Below are 17,331 nucleotides of genomic sequence, written 5' to 3'. Positions count from 1 at the left end.
TTAATCTTGAGGTATTAAATCTATTGGTAATATTTTTTTGTTTGGGCACAAATATTATTTACTGTGGTCGTTAACGCAAAAAACCTGACTTAGCGAGCAGTTCCATGGTCACACCAGATGTAGGCGGTGTATGCTCTGCTTGAGGCTGCATTAAACGTTCTAAATAACGAGCAATCAAATCGACTTCAATATTGACACTATCACCGACTTTTAGATCCACCAGCGTAGTTTCACCCGCAGTGTGAGGCACTATGGTTAACCTGAAACGTGCTCCATCAACTTCATTAACAGTTAAACTAACGCCATCAATTGTGATCGACCCTTTATGTGCGATATATCGTTGTAATGAAACTGGAGCCGCTAACCAAAATTCTATTGCCTTGCCTCGATAAGCACATTGCTCAACCTTAGCAATCCCATCAACATGGCCGCTGACCATATGTCCGCCCAACCTTGTGGTGGCTGACACCGCTTTTTCAAGATTTACCTTTTGGCCAACTTGATAATGACTGAAACCAGTTAATCCAACAGTTTCGGCCGAAATATCTGCAACATAGCCATCAGCTAATCGTTCAACTACGGTTAGACACACTCCGTTTGTGGCAATGCTGTCACCTAGCTTTACATCAGCCAAATCTAACTTACCACTGGCAACGGTTAAACGAATATCGTTACCTTTGCGATCAATTTTACGTAATGTACCAAGGGCTTCGATTATCCCAGTAAACATAATGACTCACTTTTTGCTTTTAAACTTTGCTGTTGCTCAGGTTTTAGGCCTCACAACTCGCACATTAATATGGTTGATTATATCTGAGGATATATCGCTTATCTTGTCCAACGTTGCGCTCATCAATTAAGTGCAATGCAGGAATTTTCTCCATTGCATTGTAATCAGGTAACTGCAACATGTTCCGTCCATGGCTGCCTAATAGTTTAGGCGCCTGATAAAGTACGATATCGTCGGCTAAGTTTTGAGCGACAAATGCCCCAGCTAAAGTGGCGCCCGCTTCAACCAATACAGCATTAGCATTTTCACCTAAATACATTAGCAAGGCTAATAACGGGATTCTACCTGACGAGTCACACTCTAATACTAAAAAAGACACATGCTCAGGAAATGTCGCTTTAACACTGTCTGCATAATGACGACCAGAAACTAACAATATCGGACTTTTAATCGCAAACAACTGTTGAGCTGCAGTTAATCTTGCTCGACTATCGAGCACCACTCTTAAAGGTTGGAATATTTCATCTTTGGTATGATGAGTGGTTAGTTCACCTAACGCTTCATAGCGAACATTTAAGCTAGGATCATCAACAAGAATGGTTTCAACACCGGTGATTAATGCGCAATGGCTAGCACGATACTTTTGTACATCTGCTCGTGCAGCTTCACCGGTAATCCACTTTGATACCCCATTAGATAACGCGGTTTTACCGTCTAAACTGGCGGCTATTTTAACCGTAACCCAAGGAACTCCTGTCTTCATCCGCTTCATAAAACCAAGGTTAAGGGCATAAGCTTGTTCTGTCAGTAATCCCACATCAACCTGAATATCTGCATCACGAAGCATGTTAATACCTCTGCCAGACACTTCTGGGTTAGCATCAGTAACAGCAACCACAACTCTAGCTACCTTGGCGTTTATCAAGCCTAAAGCGCAAGGTGGCGTGCGGCCATAATGACTACAAGGTTCAAGAGTGACATAAGCGGTCGCGCCTTCGGTAGAAAAGCCATTATCAAACGCCATTTGAAGAGCATTGACTTCGGCATGCCCTTGGCCTGCTCGTTGATGAAAACCTTCACCAATAATCTGTCCATCAGCAACAATCACACATCCCACACAAGGATTAGGCCGAGTGGTATAACGTCCCCGCTCTGCCAACATAATGGCACGGCTCATCATTTCAATATCGAAGCTAGACCAGTTAGGCATGGTAGGTATCTCTTTTTCGATGCCATGTTATTTACACGAGTGACATAGACACATCACACGATAAACATTGCTTTAATCAGTAATTATTTTTGCAGTTTAGCTATGGCTTCACCAAATTGAGACACATCTTCAAAGGCTCGGTACACAGACGCAAAGCGAATGTAGGCAACCTTATCAAGGCTCATTAACTGTTCCATCATTAGATTACCAATCATTTCAGAGTTAACTTCACGTTCGCCAGTGGCTCGCAATGTTGATTTGATTTTGGTGAGAGCTTGCTCTATTTCATCAATTGAGACTGGACGTTTTTCAACTGCCCGCAACATGCCTCCACGCAGCTTATCTTCATCAAAGGGTTGCCGAGTTCCGTCGCGTTTTATGACGCGAGGCATAACTAATTCAGCGCCTTCAAATGTAGTAAAACGTTCATGACATTCGGTACATTCCCGGCGGCGACGGACTTGGTGACCATCTGCCACTAAACGAGAATCTATAACTTTGGTATCGGTCGCGCTACAAAAAGGGCAATGCATTGAACCTCCTGCAGAAAAAACAAAATGGCCGCTAACAATTAGCGGCCATTAAAGTTTATCCTATTTGCGACACAAGGTTAACCTAAACCTGTATGCCTATCATCAATAGCGATTAACCATATACAGGGAATTTAGCACACAAGGCCAATACTTGGCCTTTAACGCGCTCAATAACTGCGGTATCAGATACATCATCTAAAATATCGCAAATCCAACCGGTTAATTCTTTTGCTTCAGCTTCTTTAAAGCCGCGACGAGTAATAGCCGGTGAACCAATGCGGATACCAGAAGTAACAAACGGTGAACGCGGATCGTTTGGCACTGAGTTTTTGTTAACAGTAATGTTTGCATTACCCAATGCGGCATCAGCTTCTTTACCTGTTAAATCACGGCCAATTAAGTCCACCAACATTAAATGGTTTTCTGTACCACCAGAGACGATTTTATAACCGCGAGCTAAAAATACTTCAACCATAGCTTTTGCATTTTTAACCACTTGTTGTTGATATACTTTAAACTCTGGCTCTAATGCCTCTTTAAATGCAACCGCTTTACCCGCGATAACATGCATTAACGGGCCGCCTTGGCCACCTGGGAATACTGCTGAGTTGAGTTTTTTGTATAACACTTCGTCATCGGCTGCAGAAATGATAATCCCGCCGCGTGGGCCAGCTAACGTTTTATGTGTTGTAGACGTAACTACATGGGCATGTGGGACTGGTGTTGGATAAACACCAGCAGCAATTAAGCCTGCAACGTGTGCCATATCGACAAATAAGTACGCACCAATTTTATCAGCGATTTCGCGCATTTTAGCCCAATCAACTATTCCTGAAAACGCTGAGAAACCGCCGATCATCATCTTAGGCTTATGCTCAATTGCTAAGCGTTCCATTTCGTCATAGTCAATTTTGCCAGACTCATCGATACCGTAAGGAATAATGTTATAAAGCTTGCCAGAGAAGTTAACTGGAGAACCGTGAGTTAAATGACCACCATGAGCCAAGTTCATCCCTAAAACGGTATCACCTGGTTGCAATAGCGCCATAAATACAGCGCTGTTTGCTTGTGAGCCTGAATGAGGCTGCACATTGGCGTAAGTTGCACCAAATAATTCTTTTGCACGTTCAATCGCTAATGTTTCAACCACATCAACGAATTCACACCCACCATAGTAACGCTTACCTGGATAACCTTCGGCATACTTGTTGGTTAACTGAGAACCTTGCGCTTCCATCACACGTGGACTGGTATAGTTTTCAGACGCGATCAATTCGATGTGTTCTTCTTGACGACAAGTTTCGTCTTCAATGGCTTTAAATAATTCTGGATCATAATCCGCAATATTCATCGCTTTCTTCAACATGGTAGCTCCAACATCATTATCTATATAGTAGGGTTGCGCGGTATTCTACCCTGCAACGATAATGATTTACAGTAGAAACAACATGAAATTCACTGTGTTCTTAATACAAAACGATTCATGTTTAAGCAACAAAGCGATCTAATTAAGGAGCTTGTTTAAGCTTAAAAACACCCAAAATTAAATCATACAATTGCCTGTTGAGTTCAGCTCATAATGCAGTAGAATTATCTTCATCTTTGTTGACAATTAGACAGTATCATTATGGCTCAATTTGTATACAGCATGCTTAGAGTGGGTAAGATTGTCCCGCCTAAAAAGCAAATATTAAAAGACATCTCTCTAAGTTTTTTTCCCGGTGCAAAAATTGGTGTACTCGGATTAAACGGTTCAGGTAAATCAACTCTACTGCGCATTATGGCGGGTATCGATACCGAAATAGAAGGTGAAGCAAGGCCGATGCCCGGTCTAAAAATAGGTTATTTACCGCAAGAACCTCGCTTAAACGAACAACAAACCGTTCGCGAAGCTGTTGAAGAGGCATTAAGCGAAGCCAAAAATGCATTAATACGTTTAGATGAAGTTTATACTGCTTATGCAGAGCCAGATGCAGACTTCGATGCCCTAGCTAAAGAGCAAGGTGAATTAGAAGCTATTATTCAATCTCAAGATGCCCATAACCTTGATCATATTCTTGAACGAGCGGCAAACGCATTACGTCTACCGGATTGGGATGAAAAAATTGCAGTGCTCTCAGGTGGTGAACGTCGACGTGTAGCCATTTGTCGCCTGTTACTTGAAAAACCAGAGATGCTGTTACTTGACGAACCAACCAACCATTTGGATGCTGAATCAGTGGCATGGTTAGAACACTTCTTACAAGAATATAACGGTACCGTAGTGGCCATTACCCATGACCGTTACTTCTTAGATAATGCCGCGGGTTGGATTTTAGAACTCGACCGTGGTGAAGGTATTCCATGGGAAGGTAATTACTCTTCATGGCTTGAGCAAAAAAATGCCCGTTTACAGCAAGAATCTTCAACTGAAAGTGCTCGTCAAAAAACCATTGCAAAAGAATTAGAATGGGTGCGCCAAGGCGCCAAAGGTCGTCAGTCTAAAGGCAAGGCCCGTATGGCTCGCTTTGAAGAATTGAACACTAATGATTATCAAAAGCGTAACGAAACCAATGAATTATTTATTCCACCAGGACCTCGCTTAGGCGACAAAGTCATTGAAGTGACTAATTTAACCAAGTCATATGGTGACCGCGTTCTGATTGACGATTTGACATTCACGGTTCCTAAGGGGGCTATCGTCGGCATTATTGGTGCTAATGGTGCAGGTAAATCAACCTTATTCAAAATGATCTCAGGCGAAGAACAACCAGACAGTGGCTCTATTTCTGTCGGTGATTCGGTTCAAATTGCATCAGTTGATCAGTTCCGTGACTCAATGAATGATAAAAATACCGTGTGGCAAGAGATTTCTGGCGGCCAAGATATTATGCGGATCAACAACACTGAAATTTCTAGCCGTGCTTACGTAGGCCGCTTTAACTTCCGTGGTGGCGATCAGCAAAAAATAATTGGTTCATTATCGGGTGGTGAGCGCAACCGAGTCCACTTAGCCAAATTATTACAAGCCGGTGGCAACGTATTATTACTCGACGAACCAACCAATGATCTGGATGTAGAAACACTGCGTGCACTAGAAGAAGCGTTATTAGAGTTTCCTGGTTGTGCAATGGTTATTTCCCATGACCGTTGGTTCCTAGACCGTATTGCGACCCACATTCTGGATTACCGTGACGAAGGTAAAGTGAGTTTCTATGAAGGAAACTATACTGAATATTCTAACTGGCTAAAAGAGACTTTAGGAACAGATGTAATGGAACCGCATAGATTAAAATATAAGCGTTTAAATAAGTAACCTCCATTCTGGATAATATGCTCATTTATTGCGGTCATTCCACCTTTATCCAGAGTTTAAGTGTAATCATACGCTTAAAGCATAGCGTTAAATAATAAAGCAGAGCCAAAACACTCTGCTTTATTTATTTTGTCGAATATTTCTGAGTTTGATCTAGCGATTTATCAACATGCGTCAAAAACTTGTCAATTTATTGTGAACAATGCACCACAATCTGTTTGTAAAGCAAAAATAACTTCAGTATTATAAAATATTAATGGATTATAATACTCTTTGCTGATTACACCCAGCCTAATACAGAGTGTCGATGGTTCCAGATTGCAGAGAATTTTAATGGAGAAATCAGTGAGATACGGTTCATTTAGCCTTGCTTTATTGTGCTTATACGCAAGCAACTCATTTGCGGCACTCGAAGTCATTACCACGTCAGAAAAGCAGACTCTCAATCAAATTGAAAATCAATACGATATCGATACCCTGCTAATTACTGTTAACGACAAATTCTCACAGCTTAATAAAAAAGCTTATGACGCAGAAGGTCTGAAAAAAACAATTGCTTCTGAACAACAGCGATATGATGAATTAATTTCCGAATTACCAAAGATTATTCGAGCTAAAACAGCGCTTGCTGAAACATATAAGCAAATTGAAGCATCTATTTATACAGTTGATGAATTAACGTTAAAGGCCGAGCAAGACAGTAAACGTCTTGAAGCTGAAAAAGTTGAAATAATCGCTGAATATGAGGCGATAAATAAAAAACGCTCCGACAAAAGTCAACAATTATTTAAACTAAAAACTGACATTACGAACCGTTTAATTTCTGATTTATCCAAATCAAGTAGTACATTGCCAGTGAATATTAATGGTTCTACCGAATGTTCAAAGTATCAGTCAATCGCTGATTGTTTAAAAGAGTCAAAAAGTAGCATTTTATCTAGCACTCGTAATGAATCACCTTTTTTAAATGACAAAAGTGTTTTATTGTCATATGAAGTCATTGATGCCAACATGAACATGAAGGGTGATTTACATTATAAAGTGGCTATGAAGTTTAAACCTTCTTATAACAATAAAATTGATTCAATATTGAATGAAGAGTTAGGCCTAAAATCAGCGATGGTTACATTAGTGAGTAACGTAGCAGCTGATTGGTATATCAATGGCACTAAAATCGGTACGGGTAAAAAACTATTCCATGAAATGCCATTGGGCAAACATGGCATTCTAGCATCTTACCAAAACCAAGATAAATCCAGTGTGGAAAACATTGAAGGTAATGGTGTATTTAATTATAAATTCACAAATGTAACTACAGCAAACTCATCAAGTGATAAGGCAAAAGTTGTTTCAGCTGAAGCACCAAACGGTGTGCTTAAGCCAGTAGCCAACCAAGCGCAGCCAACGCCTAAAAAAACTAAGGCTAAATACACCTTATTTTCTGACCAAACCAGTATAAAACTTAATGATGAAGAAGCTAAAAAACAATCATCAGGTGAAGGTTATGAGTACTTTATGGGAGTGACACCAGCTAATAAAAAACAAAACATTGAATTTACCAACGAACCAGTTGAAAAATAATGGTTCGTAAATGTTTTGACATAAAACATTATTAAGCTTAATTTTCCTCAACTTAATAATAGTAGTGAAAGCCATATCATTTGATATGGCTTTTTCATTACTATTACTCATTAATATCCATAGCCAAAGTGACGATCCCTGTTACAAATAAAAGCCAAAAATTTACATAAACTGACACTCAACGATGTAAAAATAAATACAATATTCAGGCTCCATATAAAAGCTTTAGCGACTGTTGTTGTACAACAACATCTTCAATTATTCTTTACTGAGATGCATATTCAAATGATCAAAAATCTTGGCTCATTTCTCTTTTCAATATCCATACTGCTTTTAGTATATATGGTGACAACGCCTAGCGTTATCGCGGCCCAAAAGTCTCCTAAGACAGATAAAATCATCCCTGTCGTGACCGCAACAGTAGAAAAACATGAACTTTCACAATCGGTTACTTTAATAGGGAAACTTGCTGCTACTCATGCGGTAATGATAGCGCCACAAGTAGCAGGGAAAATAGACAGTATTGAAGTCACATCAAACCAACATGTCAGTAAAGGACAAGTATTACTAACACTAGATAACCGCAAAGCAAAAGCCAGTGTGACCGAAGCTCAAGCTTACTATAAGGATGAAGTTCGTAAGCTTAATGAATTTAACAAGTTGATTCACGTTAATGCTATCACTCAAACAGAAATAGAAGCTCAAAAAGCGAATGTCGATATCGCGTTCGCACGACTCGAATCAGCCAAAACCGACTTGGATTACCACACATTAACGGCACCATTTCCCGGTAATGCAGGTTTTATTAATTTCAGTCGTGGGAAAATGGTCAGTATCAATGAATCACTGTTATCACTTGATGACTTATCCGTATTACAGCTCGATCTACAAGTACCAGAGCATTATCTTTCACTACTAAGTACCGGGATGTCGGTAAGCGCTACAAGCAGAGCATGGAATAAAATCATTTTTACAGGCAAGATTATCGCAATTGATCCTCGCGTTAATTCAGCAACACTCAATCTCAATATTCGTAGTCAATTTGATAATAAAAAGGGGCAATTAAAACCCGGCATGATGATGTCAGCAACACTCGTATTTCCCAGTGTGTCATCTCCTATTGTCCCAGTACAAGCGCTTGAATATTCAGGCACAAAACGTTATGTCTACGTGATAAATAAAGACAATATTGCCACCCGCACCCAAGTAATGTTAGGCGCGAGAATTAAAGATCAAGTGTTACTAGAATCTGGTATCAATATAGGCGATCACATTGTTGTGCAAGGACTGGTGAACATGCGTGACGGTGTAAAAGTGAAAGACTTAGCGACTCAGTCTACAACAAGCCCTGTTAAACAGGAGCGCGAATAATGTGGCTAAGTGATACGGCAGTTAAGCGCCCTGTTGTTGCAATTGTACTGAGTTTATTACTTTGTGTGTTTGGCTTAGTGTCATTTTCTAAATTGTCAGTTAGAGAAATGCCCGATGTACAAAATCCTGTAGTAACCGTCATGACCACTTATAGCGGTGCATCGGCCACTATCATGGAAAGTAAAATAACGAAGACTCTCGAAGATGAGCTGACAGGGATCAGTGGTATCGATGAGATCACTTCAACGACTCGAAACGGCATGTCACGTATTTCAGTCGAATTTGAACTTGGTTGGGACTTAACTGAAGGTGTGAGTGACATACGAGATGCAGTGGCCAAAGCGCAACGCCGCTTACCTGACGAAGCAGATGATCCCATTGTATCCAAAGATAATGGTACAGGTGAGCCATCGATTTACGTCAACTTAAGCTCTGAAAATATGGACCGCACTCAGCTCACTGATTACGCCCAACGAGTATTAGAAGATAGATTCAGTTTAATTACTGGTGTTAGTTCGGTTAATATTTCAGGTGGCTTATACAAAGTCATGTACGTGCAGTTAAAGCCACAATTAATGGCAGGTAGAAATGTGACTACCAACGACATAATTAGTGCCTTAAATACCGAAAATCTTGAAACACCCGGTGGCGAAGTTCGTAATGACACCACTGTCATGTCTGTCAGAACAAAACGATTGTATTACAGCCCAGAAGATTTTAACTACTTAGTTGTCCACACCGCAGACGATGGTACCCCTATTTACCTTAAAGATGTCGCTAGTGTGTTTATCGGTGCAGAAAACGAAAATTCGACCTTTAAGAGTAATGGCATTGTCAATTTAAGCCTAGGAATAGTGCCGCAATCAGATGCCAACCCATTAGACATTTCGATGCAAGTACAACAAGAAGTCGATAAAGTGCAGAGTTTTCTGCCCGAAGGGACACAATTAGTTGTCGACTATGATGCCAATGTGTTTATTGCTCGCTCCATTAATGAGGTTTACAACACCTTATTCATAACTGGTGTGCTGGTTGTGTTGGTGCTGTACATTTTCATCGGTCAAGTGCGAGCGACACTCATACCAGCCATAACCGTTCCAGTATCATTAATAGCCTCTTTTATGGCAGCTTACAGTTTAGGTTACTCCATTAACTTATTAACCTTAATGGCACTCATTTTGGCTATTGGACTGGTGGTTGATGACGCCATCGTTGTGGTGGAAAATATTTTTCATCATATTGAGCAAGGCGAACAACCACTTCTAGCGGCTTATAAAGGGACCCGTGAGGTTGGTTTTGCGGTTATGTCCACAACGTTAGTGTTAATTATGGTGTTTTTACCTATCTCATTTATGGATGGCATGGTGGGTTTATTGTTTACAGAATTCTCCGTGATGCTGGCAATGTCGGTACTGTTTTCATCACTTATCGCACTGACACTTACCCCAGTAATGTGCAGTAAGCTATTAAAAGCCAATGTGAAAAAAAATCGCTTTAATCTTGCTATAGATAATGGCTTTAATCGATTAGAACAACGCTATCGTGGCATGGTCAAATGGGCACTTCGTTGGCGAATAGCGGCACCAATTATTATCATCGCCTGTATCGGTGGTAGTTACTTATTAATGCAACAAGTCCCTTCACAGCTCTCACCGCAAGAAGATCGTGGAGTTTTGTTTGCGTTTATTAAAGGTGCCGAAGGCACCAGTTATAATCGCATGGTCGCCAATATGGACATTGTTGAAAATCGATTAATGCCACTATTAGGCCAGGGAGTGGTGAAATCATTTAGTGTTGAAGCCCCCGCATTTGGTGGCAGAGCGGGTGATCAAACCGGATTTGCCATTATCCAACTTGAAGATTGGCAAGATCGTGATACAGATATTAAACAAGCTTTAGCATTAATCAGTCAAACTTTAAAAGATATTCCCGATGTAATGGTTCGTCCGATGCTACCTGGATTTAGAGGTCAATCAAGTGAACCAGTTCAATTTGTATTGGGGGGCTCCGACTATTCTGAGTTATTTAAATGGGCCCAAGTACTGCAACAAGAAGCCGATGCAAGCCCTATGCTTGACGGTGCTGATTTAGATTACGCAGAAACAACCCCAGAACTTGTCGTTACGGTAGACAAACAAAGGGCTGCAGAGTTAGGAATCAGCGTCTCAGAAATAGCGACAACCTTAGAAATAATGTTGGGCGGGCGCAGCGAAACAACCTTTGTTGAACGTGGTGAAGAATATGATGTATACCTCCGCGGTGATGAAAACAGCTTTAATAGTGTCACAGACCTCAGTAAAATTTATTTTAGAAGTAGCAAAGGCGAATTAATCACCCTCGACACCGTCACTCTGGTTGAAGAAGTTGCCTCACCGCAGCGGCTAAGCCATACCAACAAACAAAAATCAATTACCATTAAAGCAAATTTAGGTGAAGGTTATACGCTAGGGGAAGCACTCGACTTTTTAGAGCAACGCGCAATCACATTACTACCAAACGATATTTCAATTGCCTACACTGGTGAGTCAAAAGATTTTAAAGAAAACCAAACCGGTGTGCTCATTGTGTTTGCTTTAGCATTACTGATTGCTTACCTAGTATTAGCAGCTCAATTTGAAAGTTTTATCAATCCGGCAGTTGTCATGTTTACTGTTCCGATGGGTATTTTTGGTGGTTTTATTGGCTTGGTACTCATGCATCAAGGGATGAATATCTATAGCCAAATCGGCATGATAATGTTAATTGGTATGGTCACCAAGAATGGTATTTTAATTGTCGAATTTGCCAATCAATTACGTGATCGCGGTTTATCACTCGACAAGGCTATTATTGATGCTTCAGCGCGTCGTTTACGGCCAATATTAATGACCGCATTCACCACTCTAATTGGTGCAATACCCCTGATTATGTCATCCGGAGCTGGCAGTGAAAGCCGCATTGCGGTTGGAACTGTGATATTCTTCGGCATGGCATTTGCGACCGGAGTCACCCTATTAGTGATCCCAGCAATGTACCGACTCATCTCTTCGTCAACTCACTCTCCAGGGTTTGTTGAAGCACAACTTAATGACGCCATTGCCGCCCAACAAGCGCAACAGCCTTAATTTTCACAGGTGTAATAATGACAACGCTTGCTGTATTCGTAGATGTGCAAAATATTTATTACACCTGTAAACAAGGTTTTGGGCGTTCATTTAATTACCGTGCCTTATATAAACGTTTATCTGCTCAAGGTAACATCAGCCACGCTATTGCCTACGCAATAGCGCCTGCAGATGACGGACAGGTAAAGTTTCAAGACGCACTAAAACATATTGGCTTTACCGTGAAAACTAAGCCCTATATTCAACGTAGTGATGGCTCTGCAAAAGGTGATTGGGATGTTGGGATTACCATCGACATGCTTGAGATAGCGCCTACAGTAGATGAAGTCATTTTACTGTCTGGAGATGGCGATTTCGATTTGTTACTTAAAAAAATCAATCAAACAACGACATGCTACACCCATGTAATTAGTGTTGAGCGCCTTACTGCAAAGTCGTTAACCGACCAATGTCAGCAATTTACAGCCATTGATAGCACGCTATTAATTTAATCATTTGCGCAATCGTTTTTCAGATTTCGTCGATGGCAGTACTTATTCTAATAATGCTAAACTTCAATTAAACTTTTCAAACATTAAATTGAAGACTTACATTATGAGTAACTCAGAGAAACGTTACAAAGAACCAATGATTGACATCCTCCCCCACCTCAAAATCCCCAAAAGGATTTTGCCGCTACGCGGAATAGAAGGGGATTCCTACGGCGCTAAGCAGTTTTCAGCTTAGTCGCTTCGATGGGTTCCTGCTTCACAGAGCGGCCTAAAGCTGCCGTTTCTCCACAGGCTAACAAGCGCTGCCCGCGCTCTAATATATTGATAGCGCCGACAACATCGGCGTTATTTTCGTAGTTACAATCTACACACAAAAATTGCGCTTGGGTTTTGCGATTATCCTTTGATACATGGCCACAGCAAGGGCAAGTTTGGCTGGTGTATTGCGCAGGCACCGCGAGCAAAACGCCGCCATTCCAAGCGGTTTTGTATTCCAGTTGTCGCCTAAACTCACCCCAGCCTTGGTCGAGAATGGCGCGGTTTAAGCCCGATTTTTGCGCTACTTTCTTGCCATGCTTTTCCGCCGTACCTTTTGATGATTTCGACATATTCTTAATCTGCAAGTCTTCTACACATACCAGCGCGTGGTTTTTGCTGAGGGTATGTGTGTGCTTATGCAGAAAATCCTTACGAACATTGCCGATATCGACGTGTATTTGTGTGACCTTGGCCTTGGCCTTTTTCCAATTGGCACTGAACTTCACTTTCTTGCTCATGCGCCGCTGATATTTAGCCAGCCGCTGCATCTGCGTTTTGAAGCTGTTTTTCGGCTCAATATAGCTACCGTCATTCATTGCCGCAAAACGCGCAATGCCCACATCAATACCTATGGCGCTTGTAGCCACTGGCACAATCTCAACATCGCGCCGTGTTTGAATCGACACAAACCACTTGCCACCTGATTGACTTACCGTGGCGTTACGCACTTCGCCCAATACATCTCTGCTTTTACGGTATTTTAGCCACCCCAGCTTGGGCAGGAAAATACGGTCATTGGCTTGGTCTAATTTGATTTGCTTGGGTTCTGGATAGCGAAAACTATCGCCACTGCCTTTCTTTTTGAAACGCGGAAAATCCGTGCGCTTTTCAAAAAATCCCTTGAAGGCTTTTTCTAAATCCTTGAGCGCATGTTGCAGCGCTTGCGAGGGGGAATTCTTAATCCAGTCGAAGCCCGCTTCGCGCTTCCACTTCGGCAGATCCGCCGCCATTGGCACATAGCCTATGAACTTATTTCCCGTTTCGTGGTTATCTTTCTGCAACGCCAACGCCTTGTTATAGACGAACCGACACGTACCTGCAAAGCGACGCATATTGCGCACTTGCTCGCCGTTGGGCTGTAGCTCGAATTTGAAGGCTTGTAGTCGTTCCATAGCCAAAGTATAGTTTGGCCTATGCAAACAAACAACGATATTCGACACGGTAGACATTGTGTATTCAATATGCACGTTCACTTGGTCTTTGTGACTAAGTATCGGCGCGAAGTATTCACCAAGGAAATACTCGATGAGCTTAAACCCCTCTTTGCAGCTGTATGCGCGGATTTTGGGGCTGAATTGATTGAATTCGATGGCGAAGACGACCACGTTCACTTACTCGTTAATTACCCACCGAAAATAGCGGTATCGGCACTCGTGAATAGTCTAAAGGGCGTTTCCAGCCGCATGATTCGCAAGAAAAAATATCCGTCCATCACGAAAAAATTGTGGGGCGGCGCACTGTGGTCTCCCAGCTATTTTGCGGGCAGTTGCGGTGGCGCACCTATCGACGTGATTCGCCGATACATTGAGCAGCAACAAACGCCGCACTAAAATCAAAACCGAGCCAGCTACGCTGCCAGTGCCTTACATCCCCGACCTGAAGGACGGGGTTTTACGGCGCGTCTGATAAATTTAAGATCACTGTATTAGGGTTACCAATATTGTAATAATAAATTTTCACGAAATCAGTTTATAGTCTTAGGCTATTAATACATTGCTGATGGCTATTGATTATCATGATTATTATCTACATTTTAACCCCACTCAGTAAATACCACTTGGGTAGTAAAGATGGTATTATTCACTTGATATGATTAAAATATTTAATAAAGGATGATATGTCGTTAATAGGTTACCCAAAGACCCTGGTTGATTATATTTTAACCTACAAAGTGCGCAATATATCTGCACAGGTTACTTTACTGGCATTGGTGATCTTTTGCGTTATTCTCACACCAAAAACAACATTAGCCGAGCCATTAAAAATCACTTTAGCAGCTGAAGATGGCTGGCCGCCTTTTGCCAACGAATTTGGAAGCGGCATTTCTCATAATCTAATTCATCAAGCCTTCAAACAAGTTGATGTAGACGTTTCAACTATTGTAGTGCCTTATACTCGCGGACTCATAATGACCGAGCGAGGTTCTGTTGATGGCGTATTTAATGTCACTCGGGAGCAAAGTACCATTGATCGCTTTGTGTTTGGTAATGAGCCTCTTTTTACCGTAACCGCTTCTTTTTTCTTTGCTAAAGAACACCCTATAATCGCCAATAATAAATGGCAGCTCCCAAGCAGAAGTATTATCGGGATTGTGAATGGTTATGAATATGGTGACGAATTCAACACACTGGTTGAACAACGAAAATTGCAAGTCATCACGGTCAACAGTCAACGTCAGCTGATCAATTTATTATTAGTAGGCCGAATTGATACCGCGATTATGTTCGATCTTGTAGCAGATGTTTATATTCAACAGATAGGGGTTGAAGACGATATAATGGCTAAATTCATTAACCATAAAAGTGAAATTTTTGTCGCGTTCTCTAAACAAAATCCGCAAGCAGAGCGCCTTAGCCAGTTATTAGACGAAGGGCTATTAACATTGCAAAAGCAGGGTAAATATCAGCAACTGCTTCAGCCTGAAAATGATTAACCACAATATTATAAGGTCATAGCGATATGAGCCATTCTCCTGCGGAGCCTAAATACAGTCCAATCTACTCTTTTGCTGTACAAATTTATTATGAAGATACTGATTTTTCTGGCGTAGTTTATCATCCAAATTTTTTAAAGTATTTTGAACGTGCGCGGGAACATGTCATTGGCGCTGAGGTACTCAGCCAGCTTTGGCAGCAACAACAATTGGGTTTTGCTGTCTATCGCAGCGATATGTTATGTCACGATGGCGTTGAGTTTGCAGATATTATCGATGTGCGCACGCAATTTTATTTTGAGAGTAAGTACCGCACAGTATGGAAACAGGAAATATGGCGGCAAAATGCTAAAAAACCCGCAGTAACAGCAACAATAGAAATGGTTTGCATGAATCAAAAACGTCAGTTGGCGCCTATGCCTGCAACATTAATCAGTCAGTTGTCAGTTGGATTTTAATCATTCACTCTCTACCTAAAAAACTGCATTCAGTTTTATAAGGCATTAACACACAACCTATGAGCCATTAGATATCGGATAGTTAAGTTGCGGGTAACTATGTTCAAACTCGCAAACTGTGAATGGCTTAGCAAAGTAATCACCTTGAATGGTATCTACTCCAAAACCCGTTAACACCTCTAATACTGATTTTGATTCAACGCCTTCAACCGTCACTTTAAAACCCAAATTTTTAGCCAGTTCTATACTGGTCTTCACAATGTGTTTGGCAGCAGTAGAGGTTTCAAATTCATTTAAAAAGGCTTTATCAATCTTAACTTCATCTACAGGGAGATAACGTAAATATGCCAACGATGAATGCCCTGTACCAAAATCATCAATGGCAAGTTTAACCCCAATATCACGCAATTGATTTAAAATAACAATGGTATTTTCGACAGATGTCATTAAAGCACTTTCGGTGATTTCAATAGTAATCGATTCGGCAGGAACTAGGTATTGGGATAGTTTAGTGGCAACATCGACAGCTAAATTGGGATTATCTAAATCAGTAGATGACAAGTTTAGAGCCACATTAATGTAAATCCCCAAATTGCGCCATTTAGCTTGTTGAGCGATGACCTTATCAAGCACCCAAGCACTTAACATTTCGATCATACCCGTTTGTTCCGCGAGTGGAATAAACTCACTAGGTGAAATTAATCCTAAGCCTTCATGTTGCCAACGGATCAAAGCTTCAACCTGTTTACATCGACCACTTTTTATATCCAACTTAGGCTGAAACACCATAAACAGTTGGTTTTGCTTTAAACCTTTAGGTAAGCCATTGATAATTAGCAATTCTCGATACTGTGCTATATCGTCATCTTGATCATAAAAAGCCATCTGCTGTTTTAATGTTTTGGCTTTTTTCAGTGCTAAATCTAATCGGCGCAACATTAAACTGACATCGGCATGGTGTTCATTTAACGATAAGACGCCAAGCTGCACTTTGATGCTAATCGGTTGTTGTTCTATTTCGAACAGGGTTTGTAAATCATTTTTTATCGCAAGCAATTGTTCACTAGTCAACGGGTTATGAAAAAATAATAGAAACTCATTACCGTTCATCCTTGCGATAAATTGTGCTTTACAGTTGAGGTTAGTGATTTTTTTAGCAAACGCTTTTAGAAGTTTATCGCCAAATATAAAACCAAACAAATCATTTACAAAACGAAATTGTCGAATATCTATCAGCACTAACATGCCTTCTGAAATAGGCATTATGGACAGCATTCTGCGTTTAAAACCGACACGATTAGCTAATCCCGTTAACTTATCTCGTTCACTACTTAAATAATTTGATTGATGTAAATTATTGAGGGCGTTAGCAAGGGGTTTTAATAATATTGAAGGTGAATCGATTACAAATGAATCTTGATTTAATAATTGTAATTCAAGTGAACGAGTTAATTGCCGAATAAATCGATATTGACGCCAATAAAAATACCCGACAATGCACAGCATAACCGTAAGTATAAATAACATCGTTATCAGCAAATAATTCATTATGTATTCATTATGTTCTAATTTTATGCTTTCTTTATA

14 protein-coding genes are annotated in these 17,331 nt (G+C 40.8%); 8 read left to right on the top strand and 6 right to left on the bottom strand.

Going from position 1 to position 17,331, the window contains the following annotated elements:
- Positions 1 to 70: 70 nt before the first annotated feature.
- From FCN25_RS15590 to glyA, 4 genes are all read right to left on the bottom strand, one after another.
- Complete coding sequence (locus FCN25_RS15590) at positions 71 to 730, bottom strand: riboflavin synthase (protein WP_137226329.1); 660 nt, start codon at positions 728 to 730, stop codon at positions 71 to 73.
- 64 nt (positions 731 to 794) lie between these two features.
- Complete coding sequence (gene ribD / locus FCN25_RS15585; protein WP_137226327.1) at positions 795 to 1,940, bottom strand: bifunctional diaminohydroxyphosphoribosylaminopyrimidine deaminase/5-amino-6-(5-phosphoribosylamino)uracil reductase RibD; 1,146 nt, start codon at positions 1,938 to 1,940, stop codon at positions 795 to 797.
- Between the two features lie 83 nt (positions 1,941 to 2,023).
- Positions 2,024 to 2,473 (bottom strand): transcriptional regulator NrdR, encoded by a 450-nt coding sequence (nrdR, locus tag FCN25_RS15580; protein ID WP_137226325.1) that lies wholly within the window; start codon positions 2,471 to 2,473, stop codon positions 2,024 to 2,026.
- A 112-nt stretch (positions 2,474 to 2,585) separates the two neighbouring features.
- Positions 2,586 to 3,839: a serine hydroxymethyltransferase gene (glyA, locus tag FCN25_RS15575; RefSeq protein WP_137226323.1), complete on the bottom strand. Its 1,254-nt coding sequence runs from the start codon at positions 3,837 to 3,839 to the stop codon at positions 2,586 to 2,588.
- 261 nt (positions 3,840 to 4,100) lie between these two features.
- Here glyA and ettA point away from each other — a divergent pair, with 261 nt between their 5' ends.
- The 5 genes from ettA (at position 4,101) to FCN25_RS15550 (ending at position 12,315) form a co-directional block, all read left to right on the top strand.
- Positions 4,101 to 5,768: an energy-dependent translational throttle protein EttA gene (gene ettA / locus FCN25_RS15570; protein ID WP_137226321.1), complete on the top strand. Its 1,668-nt coding sequence runs from the start codon at positions 4,101 to 4,103 to the stop codon at positions 5,766 to 5,768.
- A 345-nt stretch (positions 5,769 to 6,113) separates the two neighbouring features.
- Positions 6,114 to 7,349, top strand: a complete 1,236-nt coding sequence (locus FCN25_RS15565; RefSeq protein WP_137226319.1) for a hypothetical protein — start codon at positions 6,114 to 6,116, stop codon at positions 7,347 to 7,349.
- A gap of 342 nt (positions 7,350 to 7,691) precedes the next feature.
- Entirely contained in the window at positions 7,692 to 8,720 is a 1,029-nt protein-coding gene (locus tag FCN25_RS15560; protein WP_302628590.1) for an efflux RND transporter periplasmic adaptor subunit, read from the top strand.
- Positions 8,720 to 11,824, top strand: coding sequence for a multidrug efflux RND transporter permease subunit (locus FCN25_RS15555; protein ID WP_137226315.1), 3,105 nt, complete (start codon positions 8,720 to 8,722; stop codon positions 11,822 to 11,824). Before FCN25_RS15560 ends, FCN25_RS15555 begins: the two co-directional genes overlap by 1 nt.
- Positions 11,825 to 11,841: 17 nt before the next feature.
- Complete coding sequence (locus tag FCN25_RS15550) at positions 11,842 to 12,315, top strand: NYN domain-containing protein (RefSeq protein WP_137226313.1); 474 nt, start codon at positions 11,842 to 11,844, stop codon at positions 12,313 to 12,315.
- A gap of 215 nt (positions 12,316 to 12,530) precedes the next feature.
- On the opposite strand, the gene FCN25_RS15545 is transcribed toward FCN25_RS15550, so the two are convergent.
- Positions 12,531 to 13,745, bottom strand: a complete 1,215-nt coding sequence (locus tag FCN25_RS15545; protein WP_137221894.1) for an RNA-guided endonuclease TnpB family protein — start codon at positions 13,743 to 13,745, stop codon at positions 12,531 to 12,533.
- 21 nt (positions 13,746 to 13,766) lie between these two features.
- Between FCN25_RS15545 and tnpA the strand changes: the two genes are divergently transcribed.
- The 3 genes from tnpA to FCN25_RS15530 all read left to right on the top strand — a co-directional run bounded on the left by tnpA (position 13,767) and on the right by FCN25_RS15530 (position 15,744).
- Entirely contained in the window at positions 13,767 to 14,183 is a 417-nt protein-coding gene (tnpA, locus tag FCN25_RS15540; protein ID WP_137226311.1) for an IS200/IS605 family transposase, read from the top strand.
- A gap of 287 nt (positions 14,184 to 14,470) precedes the next feature.
- A complete protein-coding gene (locus tag FCN25_RS15535) occupies positions 14,471 to 15,286 on the top strand; it encodes an ABC transporter substrate-binding protein (RefSeq protein WP_137226309.1) in 816 nt (271 codons plus the stop codon).
- A 26-nt stretch (positions 15,287 to 15,312) separates the two neighbouring features.
- A complete protein-coding gene (locus FCN25_RS15530; protein WP_137226307.1) occupies positions 15,313 to 15,744 on the top strand; it encodes a thioesterase family protein in 432 nt (143 codons plus the stop codon).
- 57 nt (positions 15,745 to 15,801) lie between these two features.
- Here FCN25_RS15530 and FCN25_RS15525 read toward each other — a convergent pair whose 3' ends face one another.
- Positions 15,802 to 17,271, bottom strand: coding sequence for a bifunctional diguanylate cyclase/phosphodiesterase (locus FCN25_RS15525; protein WP_254693660.1), 1,470 nt, complete (start codon positions 17,269 to 17,271; stop codon positions 15,802 to 15,804).
- Between the last annotated feature and the right edge of the window lie 60 nt (positions 17,272 to 17,331).

Source organism: Shewanella sp. MEBiC00475, from assembly GCF_005234075.1.
Lineage (GTDB): Bacteria > Pseudomonadota > Gammaproteobacteria > Enterobacterales > Shewanellaceae > Shewanella > Shewanella polaris.
The sequence above is the reverse complement of the archived record's forward strand: the minus strand, read 5'-3'. Positions and strand labels throughout refer to the sequence as shown.